The following is a 20,976-nucleotide window of genomic DNA, read 5'->3' on the forward strand; positions in this document are numbered from 1 at the left end:
AACTAACAATCTACGGAATGTACTTCGTGTTTTCGTTGCGCTGTAACTCCAACTCGTGGAAAAAGTGTGACACTGGGCGTTCCTATCGACGCTCACGCTCAAAAGCCGGTGTTTGTCAGATTATTTTCACGGATCCTCGTCAACGAGAAAGCTATTAAGGCATAATCAGAGCCCATACAATTACGATTTAAGCACCTAACTCATAATCGCAAAGGTAGATACTGAGTTGCGCCTGAACCGCTTGCAACCCTCGACGATTTTGCTAAGCGGGCCGGTCGGCGTCGTTAGCTTAACCGCCGCTAGGTTAGCCGCCGAAGTGCAGGTTCGCCGTGAACTGCGAATGGTCGTGCAGGTTGGATTGCCACAACACAGGCTCATTTCTTCGCGTAGAAACGGCCAAGCATCTCGGCCTTAAGCTCCCAATATGAGCCATCTTCGATGGAGGCGCGGATCGAATCCACGAATGCCACCGTGAAGTACTCGTTGTGGATCGTAGCCAAGGTCGCAGAGAGAATTTCCTTCGCCTTAAACAAATGATGAATATAAGCCTTCGTGTAATTCGTACACGTGTAACAGCCACATCCCTCCACAAGCGGCGAAAAATCACGCTTAAATTCGGCACGCGTAATATTAAACCGACCGTCAGGCGAATAGATAGCCCCATTTCGAGCCACCCGCGAAGGATTCACACAATCAAAAGTATCCGCACCGTTTTCAATGCAGGCAAAGAAATCATCCGGCTCCGAGATGCCAAGCATATGCCGCGCGCGATCTTCCGGAAGCTCCTCGCTCACCCAACCGACGATCGTCCCCAAATTCTCCTTCTCCAACGCACCGCCGACGCCAAACCCATCGAAACGTTGGCCATCAACCTCCATCGCACCCAAGTCCCTCGCAGCCTTACGCCGCAAATCCTCGTACTGCGCGCCCTGAATCACGCCAAACAACTGCTGATACGGCTTGTCCGCGCGCTCCTGCGTCAGCGTCTTATGTGCAACCAAACAACGCTGCGCCCACAGGCGCGTCCGCTCAAGCGCCTCTTCTTGATAGCCGCGTGAGTTCATCAACGTGGTCAGCTCATCGAAAGCAAAAATAATGTCCGCACCCAATTCGTGTTGGATACGCATCGACACTTCCGGAGTAAACCGATGCAAATCGCCGTTGAGGTGCGAGCGGAACCACACGCCGTCGTCGTCCACGTTTGCGAGACGTTCCTTGCCCTCGGCTACCGCGTCGTCGGCGATCTTCTTTCCCGAAAACTCCTCGCTCAACACCTTTTTAAAACCCGAACCCAGGCTCATCACCTGGAAACCGCCCGAATCGGTATACGTGGGGCCGGGCCAATTCATAAACGCACCAAGCCCGCCGGCCTCATCCACCACATCCGAACCCGGCTGCAAATACAGGTGATAGGCGTTAGCAAGCACGGCCTGCGCTCCCACCTGCGCCACTTCCTCCGGAGTAACCCCCTTGACGGTCGCCTTCGTACCCACCGGAATGAAGGCCGGGGTTTGAATATCACCGTGCGGGGTATGGATCGTACCCGTGCGGCCAAGCACTCCCTCAAGCTTCGTGCCCAACGTAAAACTCATAACCTCACCTTGAATCCTTCTCGCCTCCCGGCCCGCGCTCACCCGGCCGGCTCTCGTCAGCACCCGGCCCGCGCCCGCCATAACCCGGCTCATTGTTCTTCACCCAGTTGATCACCACGTAAGTGATCGGCAAAAGCACGATCTCCACGATCACCTTGTAGCCAAAACCGGTGGCCGTCAAATTCAAGATTGTGCCCCACGAAACAACCCCGCCCCAAGCGACCACGCAAAACAAAATCGTGTCAACGAACTCGCCCACCACGGTGGAGCCCACCAGCCGCGCCCACAGGTGCTTTTCACCCCAGCGGTTCTTAATCCACGTCAGAACATAGGCGTTCAACAGCTGGCCAACGATATAACCGCACAGGGAGGCAAGCACGAATCGCGGCACCACGCCCAGCACGGCCTCGAAGGCCGCCTGGTTTTCGTACTCGGCCGCGGGCGGCGCGATCTGCACCAAAGAAAAGGTCAGCGCCCCAATAATCGACGCCACGAAGCCTAAACCAATCGCCTTACGCGCAGCCTTAAAGCCATACACTTCGGCAAGCACGTCACCGATCACATAGGTCAGCGGAAAAAGCAGCGCACCGCCGTCGAAAACGAGCGGCCCCACGCCAATGAGCTTCGTCGCCGCGATGTTAGATAGTAGCAAAAAAGCCACAAACAGGGCCACGAACACGTCGTAATAACCGCGCCTTATCGGCGCATAGGCAGCTTTCATGAAAACTCCATGCGATCTACAAATAACCACCGGGCGCTGCCACCACCCGAATACGAGCCGATCGGCTTACACCGGTTTTCCCGGATGTCACGTCTCGCCCGGAGCGCCGATCACTCGCACACTCAGCGGCATCGTACCACCCCTGAGGCCATTGATACACCGACCACCGCGCAAAAGTTCTGACTTTGAGCGTTCACATCGACGCTCGCGCCGAAAAACGCCGATTATCAAGAGGAAATGCGCACCCCTCCGAGTATCAATCCCCCGCAGCCAGCTCGCGGTCAACCAATTCGAGCAGATACTCCTGGTGCGCCGGCACTGAAAGATCGTAACGATCCGTGTCGAACACGAGCACGGGCGATTCGCTGTACTTGTTTTCTACCCAGTCGCGGTAACCTTCCCACAGCCGCCGGAAATAGGCCAACTGCGAGTCGTCCTGCTCGAAGTCGCGCCCGCGCCGAGAAATTCGCCGCAAAATCGTGTCGAACTCAGCATGCAGGAACACAAACAAATCCGGCGCCTTCTTCGGGAAGAACGTCAGCTCCTCCATCATGTTCGCAAGCAGATCCTCATATATCGAAAATTCAAGCTCCGAAATCCGGCCCATGTCTGTATTTACCCGCGCAAAGTACCAGTCTTCGTAGATCGAACGATCCAGAACCGCGTGCCGCTCAACGAGTGCCCGCTTGATGTCTGAATAGCGCGAGTTTAAGAAACTGAGTTGGAGCAGGAATGGGTAGCGCTTGGACTGCTCTTCTTCGGGGCTGGCAGTGTAGAACTTCTCTAGGATCTTGTTGCCGTCCACTTTTTCTAGGTGGAGGGGAGCATCCAAGTGAGATGCGATCAGATTGGCCGCCGTCGTCTTGCCAACGCCGATCATTCCACCAACCGTTATCAGTGCCAAAACTACTCCATGTTCGGGTCTAAAATATTTACACCACCATATCTAGTGGTTAGGCAAAGTCCTAACCACCGCTTGTGATCTGTGGAACAGTAGGCGCCCTAGAAGTCGATTCGGATCACGGTTGCCCCGTCAGCCTGCGAAACTTCCTGCGAAATTGCGAGCGCCTCACCATCGGCGTAGCTCAATGTTTGGCTGGGTAAAAGGAAGGTATCGCCGGTCACTATGTAGTTCGAGACGTTCATGAGTAAGTTGTATACGTCTTCGTCCGAGCGCGTTGATTCGCGGATTTGCAGGTCGAGGTGGCCAAAAATGGGCAATCCCAGAGTTCGGCCGTGAGTGAGATCGTGTTTGCTCACCCGCACGTTGATCCACAGCGGTAGCGGAGCCTGGCCTTTGCGCAGCAGGTCAGACAGTTCGGTCACCATTTTTGGCGGCATGAGCACCCCGAGTTCGTCGCGGTATACGCCGATTGCGGCCGGTTCACGCATGAGGGCGTCCATAACTTCGGTGTATGCGATGTGCGCGGAAACCATTCGGTGGCGACGCCGTAGCTCGTGTAGCGCCGTTTGCTCGCTTTCTCCAGCCCGCGCACCTTCGCCTGCCCGATCTTCCGGCGCGAAGAAGGAAGCCGCAACGTGAAAACGATGGAGCGGTAGCTGGCCTTTATCTAGCTTTAGCCCGTGGTTGACCGGTGTCAGAAGCACTCGTACGCCATCAATCTCAAAGTGCATAATCCGCGTGTTGGGATCGGATTGATCGGCCTGTTCCCACACGGGTTCGATGGTTTCTCCCCACAGTGCGCCGAGCCGCCCTACGGCCTCTTCAAGATCAATCGGCGCACGCATGATTGCGGCGGCTGAGAAGATGCTGGGAGCTTCCGGGTGTACCGAGGAGATTCCGAGTTCGCGCATGGGCACAGTCTAGCGGTTCTTTAAAGCACCGCTCCCGAACGCGATAGGCACACCACTATGCGTGAAATCTTGAAAAGCCCACATTGACCTTAGTATCGTGGGTTTCAAGAATTACGCGATAGGCTGGTTTCAAATACTGCTACTTCCACGACGATCATCTCTGCCTGGGGTTAAAACCCGGGTGTACCCGGAGCGTTTATGACCTCGCATTCTCTCGTTCAAGCATTGGCACGGCCAGGTTCTTTGCTACTTGCACTTGTTCTTGCTTTTTCGGCTATTTTTGCCACACCGGCGCCCGTGCGGGCCGCGGGCTTTGCTCCAGATGACACGGCAACGATCGAGCTGATCTCCGACGGCACTCACGCAGGCCCCGGAACTGAGACCTTCCTTCGCTCAGAGCATGGTTATTCACCGGCCGATGATGACCCGCACGACGGCGTTATTTCTTCGGGGGACGAGGCCATTTATTTGGTCGAGTTAAAGATCAAGGCTGGGCCTGCTCGAAAGGTGACGCTTCGGTTTTCTGAGGCGGGCACAGCAGGTGATAACTATGCCCTGCGGCTGGCGGACTTCGCGAATCTGAACATGTCGACGCCGATCGTTCGGGGAACGTGGGATTCCGACCTTAACGCTTGGACTTTTGACGTCCCACGAGGCGCTGTCACCACGATTACCGGAACGGTGGCGGTTCGCGGCGAGGATACGCGAGCAAACGCTATCGCAGACAATCGGCTTCGGCTTGAATTAACCAGTTCGATGGCTGGTAGCGACGATCCTATTTTCACTTCGGTCACCGAACCGGTCACGGTTATTTCCGCTCCGATGGCTGACTTGACGATTTCTGGTGGCCGATTCACCCAGAATTCCACGTCGGGCTATTTCACGATCGAGCCGAGGGTGATTACTCCCGAGGGTTATTCGTCGAACGGTTTAACTCGAGAAACTGATTGGATTACCGACGTCGATGTTTCGGCTTTTCCCGCTGGTACCACTTGGTCGATGGGAGGGGCGGAATACACTCCAGAAAACGGTGTTCTGAAAGGCTTAACTGCTAACGGAAGGCAGCGCCTTACATACGTTTTACCGCAGGAGGCCATGCCGAGCGAGGACAACCCGGAGGTGTCTTACACCGTTTCGTTGAACGTCCATCCGGATTCTTTTTCTGCCGGCGATTTGAGGAATGTGCCGGATCCAGGCAACGGGCAGCCGCAACAGTATCGCACCTCGACCTACAAGGTTGGAGACACCGATTTTTCGGTCAGCGATGGTCGTGATTTCCCGAACAACAATTGGGCGCGCGGGTCGTGGACGTGGGAGGAGCCGCCCGCACCAGGTGCGATTTGGCGCTACGAAGTTTTCAGCCCGAGGAACGCGAATCAAACACCGTTCGAGGATGGAAATATTTACTGGAATTCGGGATCACAGTGGTGGGAGCAGAGCCGCTCGCAGCCGAATTACCACAGGCCGGTCACGTGGGATTCGGATCTTTCTCATCGCATGAGCGTTTCGGTTCAAGATATTGATCTTGCCACGTGCCCCGCCGACGCTTCCGCGATCACCGTGGTGGACGAGATTGACGTTCACTCGAATAACGCAAGCTACCAAGCCCACGGCTATGACACTGGGCGCAACGTGGAAGTCGCCGTCGGAGGAACACTCCTAGACCGTTCCAAGTACAAGGTCGAGTGGAAGATCGGCGAACGTTGGTATACCACCAGCCGCGCGCCCGCGGACGCCGCGGCAGGCAGGGTAACGTTCGCTCCGGATGCCTTCGTGGTGGGCGATGGCGGCTCAACCGTCGAGGTGTTTTGGCCTGCGAAAGCCCGAGATGACTACGAGGCATCAGTAGATGCCGGAAAGTTGCTGAATTCACGGGGCAGCGTGACCGTTAGAGACTGCGAACTGGGCGGGGAACGCGAACGTAACGTCCCGCTCATCTTCCCGGTGGAGCCGCGCGCCTACGCCAGCATCTCACTCGATCAGGGCCCGGATCTCGTACCAAACTCTGGTACTTTCAGAACAACCTGGAAACTGGAGGATCGCATCTTGGATCCGGTGGTGACGATTGGTAACACGGCTCGCACGGTGTTGACCTTCGATCAGGCTTTCGATCCATCAACGTTCAGCTTTGTCGAGTCCCACGGCTGGCAGATCGAGTCCGTCTCAGGCAATCAGGTTGTACTTGTTCATCCCAATCCAACCCTGAGCGATCCACGCTCGAATGGCTGGAGCCTGGGGAACGTTACTTTCACGGTGGACACCGTGCCCTACCTGTCCGATGATGCTTGGAAAGTTACTGGCGTCATCAGGGAAGATCTCACCGTCTACTATCCGGGCGTAGCCTCCAATCCCCCCGGCGAGGCGCACGCTAGTTCGGCTTCTTCGGCCGTGTTCACGACGGTTAATTTCACGTCCTCTGTGATTGCGGCGGTTGACAAGGTCCGTGAGGTTGGCGATCCGCACACCTGGGTGTTGAACGTTGCCGCCGGTAAATTAAAAGACGGCGAAAAGTGGTCTCAGGAAGTTCGTCTGCCGGCCAACGATGACATCGCTTGGATGAGAGAGGTCAACGAGTCTAACGGAAGGGACTACGACATCGACCCGGAAACTGGCCTGGATCGAAACCGGGGGCCGGAGGGGCGCGGAGGCTACCCGGATATCGGCAGGTCGAAGTTTCATGGCGATTACTCGCTGGCAACTATGAAGGTGGAGCACGTAAACGAGCACACCACGGTTACGTTCTACGACAAGGACGATCAGGGAAATCCGATCAACGAAGTTGTTCGCCAGGTTGGCCCAGATGGCACGGTTGACCTAACGGGCGTTGAAAACGTCGGTTTCTTCAAGATCGGCTCAACGGGCAATATTTCGGATCAGCAATCGGCCGGCGCCCAGGTGACGTTCTCGATCCAACCGCGCGATAGCGTGGAAGGCGACGATTATGTCGCTTGGCTTTCACCTCTTGATAGTCCCGCTACCGCGCAGACGTTGATGCCCTGGCCGGATAACACGAAGGTCGTCATGTCTGAAATCGCGGGTACCGTATGGCAGGACGCTAACGACAACACGAATCTCGACGACGCGGAGCCTCGGCTTGGCGGGGTGCAGGTGGCGCTCGAACAGCTGGTTGACGGCCAGTGGGTAGCGGTTCCAGACCGCGCGGGTTATACGTATTCAACGACGACGGACGGGAGCGGCTCCTACCTATTCGAAGGCTTATTTTCGGGCAAGTACCGCGTGGTTCTCCCCGGAGTGGAACGCGGGCAGGGCCGTGAAGTCTCCGCTATCAACGGCGACCCCGAGGGGGCCAGCGGCGATTTGGTTGCCGGGAAGCGCAATCGCTTCAACGTGTTGATGCCAACGGAGCAGACCCGTTCCTATCAGTCGCTTAACCGCGCGGCAGGCTCGGTAGCGGAAGTTGATCTGGGAATCGATCAGCGCCTGGATAACGTCAATTTCGGCTTTGTAGAACCAAAAGTTGATGGCACGCTGGATAAGTCCCCTGCCGCCGTCGTTGATCACGGTGATTATGTGGACGTTTCGTGGGATGTCACGATCACGAACTCGGGGAACACTCCGATTAAAGGGATCGACTTACACGACCGGACTTCCAAAGAAGTTACGGATCTAAATACCAAGGTCAGCTACTTAAAGAAATGGTCAGAATTCGCCGGAGAGCCACTCGATATCGTCCGAGTACCTGGAAGCACTAACGTCGGAGTACTCACAAGCGAAGGATATTGGATATCTAAGACCGATCCGCAACTCACGGAAAGTCAAAGCAAACGTGTCGAAGGCATGACGGGAACGCACTATTCCGCACATGCCGTGTCTCATTGGTATGGATCACGTACGTTTGTTTCAACAAGTGATGGTTTATGGTTGGTGACGGCCGATCAAGAACTTCGGGATACCCGAGCCACTAAAATTGATGGCGTAACTGGACAAGTTGTAAAAATACTCCCTCTTGACAATGAACAAACGGCCGTTCTCACCGATGCCGGAATGTGGTTTGTTAACGGTAAAAATGAAGCCTCCAAGGTGGATATCACCGGCACCCCGATTGCTATGAGTGGGAACTTAGACCTCCCAGGCTTAACGGTGATCACTAGTGATGGTGTCTGGGACGTGTCTAAAAACACGGAGTTTAAGGGGCAAGTCGAGGGTGAATTCCTCGGCATGGATGAACGCGAGGGAACGTTTATCTCGACGACCGAAGGGCTATTCCGGATGCGATGGAACAGCCAAACCAACAGCTTTCATAAGTACACGGGATACACCGGAAAGCCCCTTGCCTTTGCTGGGGCTGGCCCATTCTTGCACGCAGACTATGGAAATTACCTAGTGACCACAGAAGGACTATGGCACTTCAAAGATTGGAAGGATGACCGGGAGGCTCCAACCCTGTATAAAAAATTCCTTTTCTCGGCATCCCGCGGAGCAGGTGCATGGCAGAAGGAGAAAGATCTCCTCGTGTTTACGGGCAAGAAATTCGAAATGTTCCACGACGGCAAAAAGGTTTCACTAGACGAGATCACGGGCACCCCCATTGACGTTGGCACTACTGACGATAGAAAATTCAACATACTTACCACAGATGGCTTTTGGCATCTCACATTCGTCGATTCAAAACCCACGATTTTTAAAATTACGGGAATGACCGGTACACCCATAGCGCTCGCGGACAATCAAACCGCTTTCGATTCGAAGAAGACCTCTAGAGTCACATTTCCGGAAGTGTTGACCAGCGACGGCGTCTGGGTGGTCAATTTAGGGTCCAAGGTTGCCAGCCCCACCGGCCAGCACTACGAGTTGATCGCGGGGCAATCTCTAACGACGGCGAACCAGCCCGTTACCGAGACCGGCGCTGACGGCCGCGATTGGGTACGCCGCACCTACGATCTGCCTACCTTGCAGCCGGGTGAAAACATGGTCATCACACTGACCGGCACGATGCCTAAAGACAAAGTCGAGCAGGTCGTGGGTAATCAGGCTTGGGTCACCTCGCCGCTCACGCCACGAGAGGGCATGGAGTACATCGCTGATCCAAACCTGAAGATGACGGTGACCGGTTCGGGTATGGCACCCGGAGTTCCCGACATCCCGGTGCTCCCGGCGCCGTCGGATGTGGATCCTGCGGGAATCGAGGGTACCGACACGGTGTCGCTCAACCCGGGCGGCGCCGATGCCGGTCAGGTCGACGATCTTGCCGATCAGACCCCGGCGCTCATTCCGGCGTCGCCAAGCGCTGATCTCAGCGGCCAGATTGGCGGCCACGTCTGGTACGACACCGACGATCCACTCGATAACTTGCGCGCGGGCGACGACGCCGATCCATCCGATCCCACCCGCGAAGAGCGCGTCGCCGGTATGGCCGTCACGATCCGCGATCCGCAAACCGGCAGGGTGCTCGCCGAAACGGTGACCGACGCGAACGGCCGCTGGGTCGCTGACCGCCTGCCTATAGGTATTCCAGTCGACGTGCAGTACAACGTGCTCGGCTGGGAACACGACGGCAAGATCTGGACGCCCGTGATTCAGGGTGACGCACCCGGAAGTGCTAACGCGAATATCGATTCCGACGCCGACGCCACCGGTTACATCAACGGTACGGCTCGCCAAGTCGTGACCGTTTCCCAGAGCGGCCCCGGCGTAAATCCGGACGCTTTCGGCCGCGCCGATCTCGGGCTGCGCGTACTGGATGCCGGCATTCAGCTGCAAAAGGGCGGCGCCGATGATTTCGCGCCCGGCGCGAGCGAAGTGAGCCCCGGTACCGAAATCGAGCGCCACGAAGTCCGCTCCGATCGCACGCTCGAAGCAACGGCGCCAACACTGCGCGCCGATCTCAACCTCGACGAGCTCGGCGAGCCCACCGGCCCGCACGCACTCTTGAACGACGGCGACGGCGATCCGCGTACCAACGCCTACGTGTTCACGGTCACCAACCCGGCGAACGAAAACCTGACGAACATCGCACTGTCCGATAACACCACGGCTGGCAATCCGGCCGTTATTGGAACCGACCTGCGAGTCGAGCGTGCTGATAACGCAGGGCAACCGACCGGCGTCGTCGAAAAGGCGCAGCTGGTGAACGGCGATGTGGTGGACGAAAACGGAAAGCCAATCGTGCTGGCAAAGGGCGAGGTGATCCGCGGATACTTCCATGTCGGCTTCTCAGAGGGTAAAGCCACTCACACAAACACGCTCACGGTGAACGCCACCGCAACCAGCGCGAGCGGCGACGTGATCGGCGGAGTCAGCGATACCGATCCGTTCTCGAGTAACTACGAGAAGGCCCCCACATACTCGCTTGCACTGCGCAAGGTTTCCGGCGAAGGATTCAATACGACGCCGGAGGTTACGCCGCTCGCGATGGCCTCGATCAAACTGCAGGCCACGAACCTCAACGAGTTGCCTACGTTCGCCCAAGAACCGGACGGCTACGCGAATCAAGTCGTCACCCGCGAATTGGGGACGTACCTGACCGATTCCGACGGCTATTTCGGCCTCCAGCTCGCACCTGGCGTATATCGAGTTTCGGAAACGACGGCACCCGACGGCTACGTACTACCGAGCGGCGCTTGGTATATTCAGCTCGGATACGCGGTTAACGGTGATCCGGTGGTGAGCGTGAAGGCCATGGGAGATCAGCCTTATGCGCAGGCCTATCAAGTGGGCGACCTTAACATCCAGCGCGATTCGCAGGGCCGGATAGACTCGAGTTGGTCGGGCGCCCAGTACATGGACGGCGCCGACGACGTGTGGGGCGCGGTTTATCTGACGAATGCTCCGATCATTAGCCCTCCGGTGACCGGTGGGATGATCATCTGGATTGCCCTTGCCGGCATCAGCCTCGCGCTGATTGGCGTGGCACTCTTTGCAAGGCGAGGTGCCACTGCGGAATAAAAGAACTTCTCACACCACGAACTACGAAATTTAGAACTAAAATTTTCAGGAACACGAAAGGTACACTCATGAAAATCGGAAAGAAGCCTGGCATCTTAGCCGGCTTGGGCTTGGCTCTCGCCCTGCTATTAGCTCCTGGCGCGGCATACGCCGTCTCGCCTGACGGCGACAAGGGAACTATCAACGCAACCCTCGAAGCAACAGAAACCGGTGACGTGGTCGGTACCGCCTGGCACATCACCACCACCAACTGGAACGACGATGCCCAGCAGTACCAGGCTCCGCAGTATTCGTGGGCAAGCGATTCACTGGCTGACTGGGTTCGCGCAAATTACAGTCCTTACATCGGTGAGCGTAACGCCGTCACGGCAGCGTTTAATGACGAGATCGAGCAAGGTTCAGCCGATCAGTTCTACGCTGAGCTGGCAAAGGCTCTGAAGGACGGCACGGTCACGGGCATTGGCTCGACTACCGCGCAGGCTACCGGCGGTTCAGCAAGCTTCGCCGATATGGATTGGGGTGCACACCTCGTTACCTTCGCGGGTGGCGTGGACGTGTACCAGCCGTCCGTCGCCGTCGTTAAACCAATCCAAGACCCGGATACCGGCGATTGGACGATGGAAGACCCGACGCTCGAGATCAAGTCCACCCCGGTTCCGCTAACCAAGGCCGCCAGCGTTGAAACCGTGGCAATTGGCGACACGGTGACCTTCACCGTAACCGTTGCGGTGCCAAAGTACCCGCTCGAAGCGGTGGATACCGTCTACAACTTCTACGATAACCTTCCGAACGAACTGACGTATGTTTCCGGCTCCGCGAACGTCACGGTGGGTGGCGTCGATCTGGCAGGAACCGCCTTCTCGGAGGCAAGGAATCTGCCACAGAACGCAGACTTCGGACTTGAATTTAACTATGGTTCTGTTGACAACGCACTCGGTACCAACGATCCGCGTGAAATCACCATCACTTACCAAGCCAACGTTAACGAGGGCGCAGTTCCGGGAACGGCGATCACCAACGATGCGTGGGTTCAGTACTCGAACGATCCCTACGATCCTGCGAAAGCTAGCCACAAGACCGTGTCTGCTAGCGACACAATCCACACCTATGGTATCGACGTGACCAAAGTTGATGGGCAAACGCCGCTTCCGGGTGCCGAGTTCACACTCAGCAAGGAGGGTGCTGAACTGAACTTCGTGGAGATTGCTGCTGGTCACTACCGTCTGCCAGTCTCCGGTGAGACCGGCGATCCCAAACTCGCTACTGACTCTGAGGGCAAGCTGCTCATCGATGGCCTGAACGTGGGCACGTACTCGCTGACCGAAACCAAGGCGCCACAGGATTACGTCGTCCGCGAAGTTGACATCGAAGTAACGATCGCCGACGACAACCTGGACGGCGTCGTCGATGCTGATAAAGCAACCGATAACGAAGGCCGTGTGGCACTGAGCGTAGAAAACACCAAGGGCTTCGACCTGCCAATGACGGGTGCTCAGGGTATCGTGCTTACAACTTTGATCGGCGCGGGCCTGCTCGGCACGGGCGCCTACCTCGTTCTGCGCACGCGCAAGAAGTAACCCAATCGCTGAAACAGGGCCTCATCGGCCACACACATGAAAAAGAGCCTGACTCGTATCGTCGCAGTCATCTTCCTCATTCTCGGGGTGGGGTTGATGAGTTATCCGTGGATCGCGAACAAGATCTCGGAGCAACGGATGAGTCAGGCTCTTTCTTCATACGATGCTTCAGTGGAACAGATCGACGACGCGGAACTTGCCGCCGAAATAGAGAAAGTTAAGCGCTACGACGATAACCTCACCGGGCAGCCGGTGCACGATCCATTCGACCCTGATGCTGGCTACGTTCTACCCGGCGACTATGAAGACGTGTTGAACGTCAACGGGGACGGGATCATGGGATCCATCTCGATTCCCGTGATTGACATTAAACTACCGATCTATCACGGTGTTGGTGACGAGGCGTTGGCCAAGGGCGTGGGCCACATTGAATACACCTCGACGCCCTATGGCGGGCCTGGGCGCCATTCGTGGATGTCCGCACACCGCGGGTTACCGCACGCGTTGCTTTTCACTGATCTAGACAAGGTGCAAGTGGGAGATTCCTTCTTCATCGACGTGCTCGGGGAAAGGCACGCATATCGGGTCACAGAGATTGAGGTGGTTAAACCAGAGGGTATGCGCGAATTTCGGCCGACGCCGGATAAGGACCTCGTCACGCTCGTTACCTGCACGCCTTACGGGATAAACACCGAAAGGCTCCTGGTGACCGGAGAACGCTACCCCTACACCCCGGGCGGTCCTGGCGGTGGCGCCGTCGCTGTTGCATCCAGAGGAATGAAAGACTGGTACTTCGTGCTGTTTGCCGGGGCGATCGGCGTCGTTATCCTAACGGTTGCGATCAAGCTTCGCCGCGATAGAAAGACCACTGCCACTGACGCCAGCCAAAGCGCTTAGAAACCTCGCCGAGGGCCGCTTTCGTCCAGGGAAGATGCGGGTCTACAAAGCGCCTCGTGGGGATCCTTACCGCCCAGGGAGGTCCGTAAGTCGCGCGGGGATCGATAAGCCACAGATTTTGCGGGTTTCCGTGGCTTACGGACCCCCGGCGGCGATAGCGACCCCCGCGGGCAACACCAACCCCCGCGACTAATGCTCCCACCCGGCTAACGTTGCACCAGCTTCTTCAGCTGTGGATCAAACAAAAGCCACTGACGCGGTCATGCGACTATGGATGACGTGGTCAGACAGTCCGGTTCGAAACAAAATGATAACCAATCCGCACCAAAATTCCCGCCGAGGAACATTCATGACGAAAACAGATCACAGATTTTCCCAGTAACCGAGGATACCTTTAGCAACGAGTGGGCCCTTAGACGGAAAGCTTTACAGTCTGATTTACAGGGTGAGAGTCTCTACCCACACGAGATCAGATTCCTTGAAAAATTTGAACATCTTGGACATCGCGCGAGGTGGATTCCACGTGACACGCTGAGGTTTAAATCTACGAATGATTTCATTTGGATAAATTTGGACGAAGAAGTTTGTGAACTGAAATCGATTACTGCGAAATACTCGTCGATTAAGGATGCGATCCAGAAGGCTGTGTTACGCGCACGGGACAATCATCAGGTTGTTAAGGATTTCTTCATCATCGATCTTGGAATGAAAAGCGCGAGTGAAAAGCTACGGCGGCAACTTGCCTTATATAACAAGCGTATTAGGGATGGTCATATCCGACGTCTTTGGATAATGAGCAATGACGGCAAAGACTTTTTCGAAATCAATCTAAAATGATGACGGGACGCCGATCCCGCCCGTTCAGTCGTCCTATTCTTTCAAGGATTGCGCGGGGACATCCCGTCAATCTCAGGCTACCTTGAATGCTGTTCGATTCCAAGGGAGAAATGGCGGGAAAATTGACAAACCACGTCCGTCTATATTTTCGAGCCCAACTACTTCCACAGACCACACTAAGATCGCAGCCGTTGTTGCTGGGGTCGGGAAATGCGGGACATGGCCACCGAGCTAGGGTCTACATCAGACGTCTACATCAGACAGTGCGCAAAACCGCTGACTTTGAGAGTTCAGATCGATGCTCGCGCCGAAAAACGGCTTTTTTCGAGAGGAAATACGCACCCCCTCAAGTAGGTCACTATTTCGCGCCCCATTTCGCACCTCGTCTGGCGCACCCAATTCTCACGCGTATTAGTTTCCTCCCCTCCCGCACGTGCGTGTTTGGGGCTACCACTTCCCGTCACGCTTTTCGTGACCGCCCGTTCAGTCGTCCTAATTCTTTCAAGGATTGCGCGGGAGCCCATAAATCGCTCGGGGAAATCCTTAAAGCCCAGGGAGGTCCGTAAATCGCGCAGGGATCGATAAGCCACAGATTTTGCCGGTTTCCTTGGCTTACGGACCCCGGCGGCGATAGCGACCCCCGCGGGCAACACCAACCCCCGCCGAGCCCATGCAACTGGAGCCCATACAACTGGGCGTCCGTACAACTAGGGGAGAAATGGTGCTCGAGGGGGGAGTTGAACCCCCACGCCCTTAACGGGCACATGGACCTGAACCATGCGCGTCTGCCTATTCCGCCACTCGAGCAAGCGCTCATTACCTTACACCGCCGCTCTCAGCGGATCCAAGTTTGCCCACCGATGTCACGATTCTCACGCCTTTTTATATAGGCTTCGGCACGGCACTACCTGCCTAGCTGTCACGAAATTATCCGCCCTCTGTGCCCACCATTTCCGCAACCATGTCCGCCACGAGATTCCCCGCGAAATAGGATGGATAAGTCCACAGCCTACTGCCCACTTGCGCGTCAAGCGAGTACTCTAGTGCCATACGGTCTGCTACTATACGGTTCGCTCACACGTGAGCGGGAGAAAGCAAGGGAGAGGGATGAGCGCATTCGACAGGATCGAACGGGGCGTGGAGAACGCATTCGACAGCATCTTTTCTCGCGCCTTCAGATCGGACCTCAAACCCATTGAACTCGCCTCGGGAATCAAAAAAGCGATGGATGATCGGGCGGCAACAGTTGGCCGCGATCGCGTCGTCGTTCCGAACGAATTCCAAATCATCCTCGCGCAAGCCGACTTCACCAAGATCGCCGACTGGGGTGAACAGGCCATGCGTGAAGAGCTCATCGATGTGGCAACCCAGTATGCCGCAGAACAGCGCTACACCTTCCTCGGCCCAATCAAAATCGAATTCACCTTCGATTCCGAACTTTCCCGCGGCAAACTTATCGTGCGCGGCAGGTCCAAGCGAGGCTCTGCGGCTCCCGCAACCACCCGCGATGCGACGCCGGAAAATCCCATTATCGACGTCGACGGCGAAAAGTACCTGCTCACCGGAACCGTCACAGTGATCGGCCGCGGATCATCAGCCGATATCACCGTCGATGATCCGGGCGTGTCCCGCAAACATTTAGAATTGCGCGTTACCCCCGGGGGCGTAATCGCCACCGACCTCAACACGACGAACGGAACTTTCGTTGAAGGCCACCGAATCACTGCCGCAACCTTGCTGGACGGCAACACCATCACCATCGGCCGCACCCGCATCATGTTTTGGACCAGCCCGGAGATGCCATGAGCGCCATCGTTATCACCCTGCTTCGCTTCGGCTTTCTAGCCCTCCTGTGGATCTTCGTATTCTTCGTTCTGCTCACGATCAAAAATGATGTTTTCGGAACGCGAATTACTGGCCGCACGGGCAGGGCGTCACCACCCAGAGTCAGATCTCAACCCAAAGCGCAGGCGAGCCAAGCACGGCCGGTAACCTCACACCTCGTCGTCAGCGCAGGCTCCCTTAGCGGCACAACAATTCCGCTTTCCGGCACGCCAATCACCGTGGGCCGCTCCCCCGATTCGGCGCTCGTGCTCGACGACGGCTACACCTCAGCACGCCACGCCAGATTCTTCAACAGCGGCGGTGACTGGTTCGTCGAAGACCTCAACTCCACGAACGGAACATGGGTGGGCAACGAGCGCATCTACCAGCCAACACGCCTCAGCCACGGAACGCCGATCACCATCGGCCAGACGACCTTGGAGCTTCGCCGGTGACGATCTCATTGCGATACACCGCCATGTCCGACGTCGGATTGATACGTCGGTCCAATCAGGACTCCGGTTACGCATCGGGTAATCTCCTCGTGCTCGCAGACGGCATGGGCGGCGCGGCAGGCGGAGATATCGCCTCGTCCGTCGTCGTCGCACACCTTGCGCACATCGACGACGCACACCAGGCCGAAGACCTCCTCCCACTCCTGACTGAAACCCTTGAGGAAGCCCACGCCGAACTCATCGAATGCTCACGCGAGGAAACCAAACTCGCAGGCCTTGGCACCACCTGCATTGCAATCCTGCGCGCCTCTAATAAGCTCGGCATGGTGCATGTGGGTGATTCGCGCGCCTACCTGCTTCGCGACGGCAAACTTACCCAGGTCACACGCGATCACACCCTTGTTCAATACCTCGTCGACAGCGGTGAAATTACCGAAGAAGAAGCCGAACATCACCCCAAGCGCAACGTCATCATGCGAAATATTGGTGACGCGCCAGAACCACTAGAAATTGACGAATCCGTACGCGAAGCCATTCCCGGCGACCGCTGGCTACTCAGCTCGGACGGACTGTTTGGCGTCGTTTCCGATGAGAGCATCGAAAAAACTCTCACCGAATATGAGAACCTGGACGAGTGCGCTCGCGAGCTCATTGACCTTGCGCTCGCCGCAGGAGCTCCCGATAACGTGACCGTGGTGATCGCCGACGTCGTCGAAGATGATCCGGAACCCGTCCGCAAACCCGTCGTCGTGGGATCGGCAGCTGCCGACTCGCGCAAACCAACCCGGGCCGGCAAATCCGCGGCCGGAAAACTTAGCCGCCTACGGCGCAGGCACGAACCAATAACCGACGACGAAGCGGAACTCAAGCCCATTAAGCCGAGCAGGGGAGCAAGGTTCGCGGCTGTTTTAGCGCTCATTCTTTTACTTGTCGGCGGTGGAACAGCCGCCTACGCATGGAGCCAAACGCAGTATTACGTGGCCCCTGCCGACGGCAACATTGCCATCTACAAAGGCGTTCCAGCCGCGCTCGGCCCACTGAAATTCTCCGAAATTTACGAGCGCTCCGACGTCGAGATATCAACATTAACCACGGTTGCTCAAGACCGCTTGGAAGAGCCAATTACGCGCGGCTCGCTAGCAGAAGCTCAGAAAGTGGTTGACGACCTCGCCGCCCAAGAACAGCCCTCACCAAGCGAAAAACCGACGGGTAAACCGACGCCTAAACCATCGCCGTCCGTTTTCCCCACCACTCGGACTTCGCCTGATCCTACCGAGAAACCGAGCGGCGATGAACCGAGCCCAACGCCGACTACCGAGGGTGACGACTCATGAGTGTGATCACACAGCAGGAATCTCGTAGTGGGCGGATCCGCGAATTTATCCTGCTCGTCATCGCTGTTGGTATTTGCCTGCTCGGATGGGTGCTGGTCCATCACGGGGTGGGCACACCCGAAGCTTCTGAACTACCCGAAAACTTTCCGAAGATCGCGGGGATCGCCGGCGCCGCAGTGTTGATCGGCCACGTGATAATCCGCTTTGTAACGCCGTGGGCTGATCCCGTCTTTTACCCCTCGGCCGTATTGCTCACCGGTTTGGGGCTCGTGATGATTCATCGGATCGACAACACGCTGATCGCCCGGGGTGGAAGCGCGGAAGCTGGCGGGCAGCTGATGCTCGCCGGCGTTGGCCTGATCCTCATGCTCGTCACCATTGTGGCCATCCGAGATCACCGCAAACTTCGGCGCATCACCTATATTTCGCTCATTGCGGGCACCGTGCTCCTCTTGCTACCGATGGTGCCGGGGCTGGGCCGCACAATTTACGGCGCGCGCATCTGGATCAACGTTGCCGGTTTTTCCTACCAGCCGGCCGAACTTGCAAAAATTTGTTTCGCCATCTTTCTTGCGGGATACCTGGTGAGCCAACGCGATAATCTTGCTCTTGCTGGTAAAAAGATCCTGGGCGTCCAACTTCCGCGCGCCCGCCACTTCGGGCCGATCCTCGTCGGCTGGGCTGCCTCGATGGCCGTGCTCGTCCTCGAGCGCGATTTTGGCACCGCAATCCTTTTCTTCGGGCTGTTCGTGGCGATGTTGTACGTGGCCACCGAACGAGTCTCATGGCTGATTATTGGCGGCCTGTTGACCGCCGTCGGCGTCTATTTCATCGTGCAGGTGATGCCGCACATTCAGGCCCGGTTCGCAATCTGGCTCGATCCACTCAGTCCCGAACTCTACGACGCCCAGCACGGCTCCTACCAAATCGTGCAAGGCTGGTTTGGTATGGCGTCCGGTGGCCTCTTCGGTACGGGACTTGGCCACGGATATCCCGCAATCGCCTCGCAATCAAATTCGGACATGATTATCGCTTCGTTCGGCGAAGAAATAGGGCTTATCGGCCTGCTCGCAATGCTGAGTGCCTACCTAGTCTTTATAACTCGAGCATTAAAAACAGCGATCGATCTACGCGACGGTTTCGGTAAGCTACTCGCCTCCGGCCTGGGGTTCACGATTGGCCTGCAGTGTTTCATCGTGGTTGGCGGCGTCACCGGCGTTATTCCGCTCACTGGCCTTGCGATGCCGTTCCTGGCCCTTGGCGGTTCGGCACTGCTGACGAACTGGATTATCGTCGGTCTTCTTCTTCGGATGTCTGACGCCGCCCGGCGCCCATACGTTCCCGCTTCCAGCCCGCTTCCAAGCATTTCCGACGACGCCGAATCGCCGGCTTCCAGCGCCGAGTCCCCAGATTCAAACGACGCCAAGTTTGCCGATACGAGCGACGACTCTGATTTCGAACAAGATCGCTACCCTACGGAGGTGGTCCGGTGAATCCGCCCCTTCGGAAACTCGTCATAGTCGTGATCATTATGTTCGTGACACTCATGGTGGCCGCCACCTCGATCCAGTTCTTCCGCGCTGATTCCCTCAACGCCGATTCGCGTAACGTGCGCACGTTATATAAGGAATACGGCGTGGACCGCGGCCCAATTATCGTGGCCGGGGAACCGATCGCGGATTCCGAACCCGTTAATTCGGTGTATAACTATCAGCGCACCTATCTTCGCCCCGAAATGTATGCCCATCTGACCGGCTACTTCTCTGTGACACACAATTCGATGACGGGTATCGAACGGGCAGAAAACTCGATCCTTGGTGGCAGTGACTCCGCGCTTACCCCGCAGCGGATCGAAGAACTTTTCACGGGCGCAGAACCCGAAGGCGGAGCCGTTGAACTCACCATTGACCCCGCCGTTCAACAAGCAGCCTGGGACGCGCTCGGAGACCGCCGCGGCGGCGTCGTCGCCATCGAGCCGGAAACCGGCAGAATTCTTGCGCTGGTGTCAAAGCCGGCCTACGATCCCAACCTCATTGCCTCCCACGATGCAACGGTGGCACGGGAGGCCTATCAAAACTATCTGGCAGCCGAATCGCAGCCACTGCTCAATCGCGCGATAGGCGATAACTTGTACGCTCCCGGCTCGGTTTTCAAGATCATCACCACGGCGGCCATGATTGAAAACGGCGATTTGACCGCCGAATCCATGGTTGAAGCACCCTACACTTACTCTCCGCCGGGAACCACGCACGAAATTTATAATCCCCTTCAGCGCCAGTGCGGCGATGGCTCGGGCAAAGTTCCACTGCGCACCGCCTTCGTCGAATCATGCAACACCGCCTTCGCGATCGGTGGTCTCGAAGTTGGTGACGAAGAGATGATCGCGATGAGCGAGAAGTTTGGCTTCCATCAAGAGTTGACAATCCCGCTACCCGTGCGCCCCTCCCGATTCCCCGAGCCGCAGGATGAGGCCGAACTGGCAATGGCAGCGTTTGGCCAACGCGATGTGCTCACCTCTCCGCTGCAGATGGCAATGGTAGCCGCGGCGGTGGCCAACGACGGCACACTCATGAGCCCCTACCTCGTCGAACGCACACTAACCGCAGATCTCGCCGTCATTTCCACCACCTCACCCTCTACGTTGAGCACTCCCATCAGCGAAAAAACCGCCGGAGAACTGGAATCCATGATGATCGACGTCGTCAACCAGGGAACCGGCGCCTATGCGGCTTCCAGCTTCGTGCAAGTGGCAGGAAAAACGGGGTCCGCGCAAATTGCTGACGGAGTATCGCCCCACGCGTGGTTTGCAGGCTACGATGCCAGCGATAGCCCACAGGTAGCGGTAGGCGTTTTTGTGGAAAACGGTGGCGACGGCGGCCAGGTGGCAGGCCCAATCGCCCGAGCCGTCATCGAGGCGGTGGTCACCCAATGAGCGAGTTGAACACCGCGCTTAAGAAATGTAACCGTATTGTGACTTGCCTAGAGATGCTTACAACCCCAAACTCAGGCAGTATGTTT

13 protein-coding genes and 1 tRNA gene are annotated in these 20,976 nt (G+C 56.9%); 9 read left to right on the forward strand and 5 right to left on the reverse strand.

Going from position 1 to position 20,976, the window contains the following annotated elements; genetic code table 11:
- Nucleotides 1–374 precede the first annotated feature (374 nt).
- The 4 genes from tgt to J2S70_RS04530 all read right to left on the reverse strand — a co-directional run bounded on the left by tgt (nucleotide 375) and on the right by J2S70_RS04530 (nucleotide 4,128).
- Nucleotides 375–1,592: a tRNA guanosine(34) transglycosylase Tgt gene (gene tgt / locus J2S70_RS04515; protein ID WP_307682548.1), complete on the reverse strand. Its 1,218-nt coding sequence runs from the start codon at nucleotides 1,590–1,592 to the stop codon at nucleotides 375–377.
- Nucleotides 1,593–1,596: 4 nt separating this feature from the next.
- On the reverse strand, nucleotides 1,597–2,313 hold the full coding sequence (locus J2S70_RS04520) for a queuosine precursor transporter (RefSeq protein ID WP_307682549.1): 717 nt from the start codon (nucleotides 2,311–2,313) through the stop codon (nucleotides 1,597–1,599).
- Nucleotides 2,314–2,569: 256 nt separating this feature from the next.
- Nucleotides 2,570–3,217 carry a deoxynucleoside kinase gene (locus J2S70_RS04525; RefSeq protein WP_307682550.1) on the reverse strand — a complete coding sequence of 216 codons (648 nt, stop codon included), beginning with the start codon at nucleotides 3,215–3,217 and terminating at the stop codon, nucleotides 2,570–2,572.
- A 98-nt stretch (nucleotides 3,218–3,315) separates the two neighbouring features.
- Nucleotides 3,316–4,128 (reverse strand): DUF4261 domain-containing protein, encoded by an 813-nt coding sequence (locus tag J2S70_RS04530; RefSeq protein WP_307682551.1) that lies wholly within the window; start codon nucleotides 4,126–4,128, stop codon nucleotides 3,316–3,318.
- A gap of 198 nt (nucleotides 4,129–4,326) precedes the next feature.
- On the opposite strand from J2S70_RS04530, the gene J2S70_RS04535 reads away from it, so the two are divergent.
- From J2S70_RS04535 to J2S70_RS04550, 4 genes are all read left to right on the forward strand, one after another.
- A complete protein-coding gene (locus tag J2S70_RS04535) occupies nucleotides 4,327–11,034 on the forward strand; it encodes an SdrD B-like domain-containing protein (RefSeq protein WP_307682552.1) in 6,708 nt (2,235 codons plus the stop codon).
- A 68-nt stretch (nucleotides 11,035–11,102) separates the two neighbouring features.
- The gene (locus tag J2S70_RS04540) at nucleotides 11,103–12,611 is read left to right on the forward strand and encodes a SpaH/EbpB family LPXTG-anchored major pilin (protein WP_307682553.1); all 1,509 of its coding nucleotides are present in this window, start codon (nucleotides 11,103–11,105) and stop codon (nucleotides 12,609–12,611) included.
- A gap of 36 nt (nucleotides 12,612–12,647) precedes the next feature.
- Entirely contained in the window at nucleotides 12,648–13,508 is an 861-nt protein-coding gene (locus J2S70_RS04545; RefSeq protein ID WP_307682554.1) for a class C sortase, read from the forward strand.
- A 270-nt stretch (nucleotides 13,509–13,778) separates the two neighbouring features.
- Nucleotides 13,779–14,345, forward strand: coding sequence for a hypothetical protein (locus J2S70_RS04550; RefSeq protein ID WP_307682555.1), 567 nt, complete (start codon nucleotides 13,779–13,781; stop codon nucleotides 14,343–14,345).
- 719 nt (nucleotides 14,346–15,064) lie between these two features.
- Here the strand turns inward: J2S70_RS04550 and J2S70_RS04555 are convergent.
- Nucleotides 15,065–15,152 (reverse strand) — tRNA-Leu (locus tag J2S70_RS04555).
- Between the two features lie 300 nt (nucleotides 15,153–15,452).
- Here J2S70_RS04555 and J2S70_RS04560 point away from each other — a divergent pair.
- The 5 genes from J2S70_RS04560 to J2S70_RS04580 are packed head-to-tail and all read left to right on the forward strand — an operon-like array spanning nucleotide 15,453 to nucleotide 20,890.
- The gene (locus tag J2S70_RS04560) at nucleotides 15,453–16,151 is read left to right on the forward strand and encodes an FhaA domain-containing protein (protein WP_307682556.1); all 699 of its coding nucleotides are present in this window, start codon (nucleotides 15,453–15,455) and stop codon (nucleotides 16,149–16,151) included.
- On the forward strand, nucleotides 16,148–16,624 hold the full coding sequence (locus J2S70_RS04565) for an FHA domain-containing protein FhaB/FipA (RefSeq protein ID WP_307682557.1): 477 nt from the start codon (nucleotides 16,148–16,150) through the stop codon (nucleotides 16,622–16,624). The genes J2S70_RS04560 and J2S70_RS04565 overlap by 4 nt, the downstream gene beginning before the upstream one ends.
- Nucleotides 16,621–17,958 (forward strand): PP2C family protein-serine/threonine phosphatase, encoded by a 1,338-nt coding sequence (locus J2S70_RS04570; protein ID WP_307682558.1) that lies wholly within the window; start codon nucleotides 16,621–16,623, stop codon nucleotides 17,956–17,958. The genes J2S70_RS04565 and J2S70_RS04570 overlap by 4 nt, the downstream gene beginning before the upstream one ends.
- On the forward strand, nucleotides 17,955–19,451 hold the full coding sequence (locus tag J2S70_RS04575) for an FtsW/RodA/SpoVE family cell cycle protein (protein ID WP_307682559.1): 1,497 nt from the start codon (nucleotides 17,955–17,957) through the stop codon (nucleotides 19,449–19,451). Before J2S70_RS04570 ends, J2S70_RS04575 begins: the two co-directional genes overlap by 4 nt.
- On the forward strand, nucleotides 19,448–20,890 hold the full coding sequence (locus J2S70_RS04580) for a peptidoglycan D,D-transpeptidase FtsI family protein (protein ID WP_307682560.1): 1,443 nt from the start codon (nucleotides 19,448–19,450) through the stop codon (nucleotides 20,888–20,890). The genes J2S70_RS04575 and J2S70_RS04580 overlap by 4 nt, the downstream gene beginning before the upstream one ends.
- Nucleotides 20,891–20,976: the final 86 nt, after the last annotated feature.

The sequence above is a fragment of the Trueperella bonasi genome, from assembly GCF_030811535.1.
Taxonomy (GTDB): Bacteria; Actinomycetota; Actinomycetes; order Actinomycetales; family Actinomycetaceae; genus Trueperella; species Trueperella bonasi.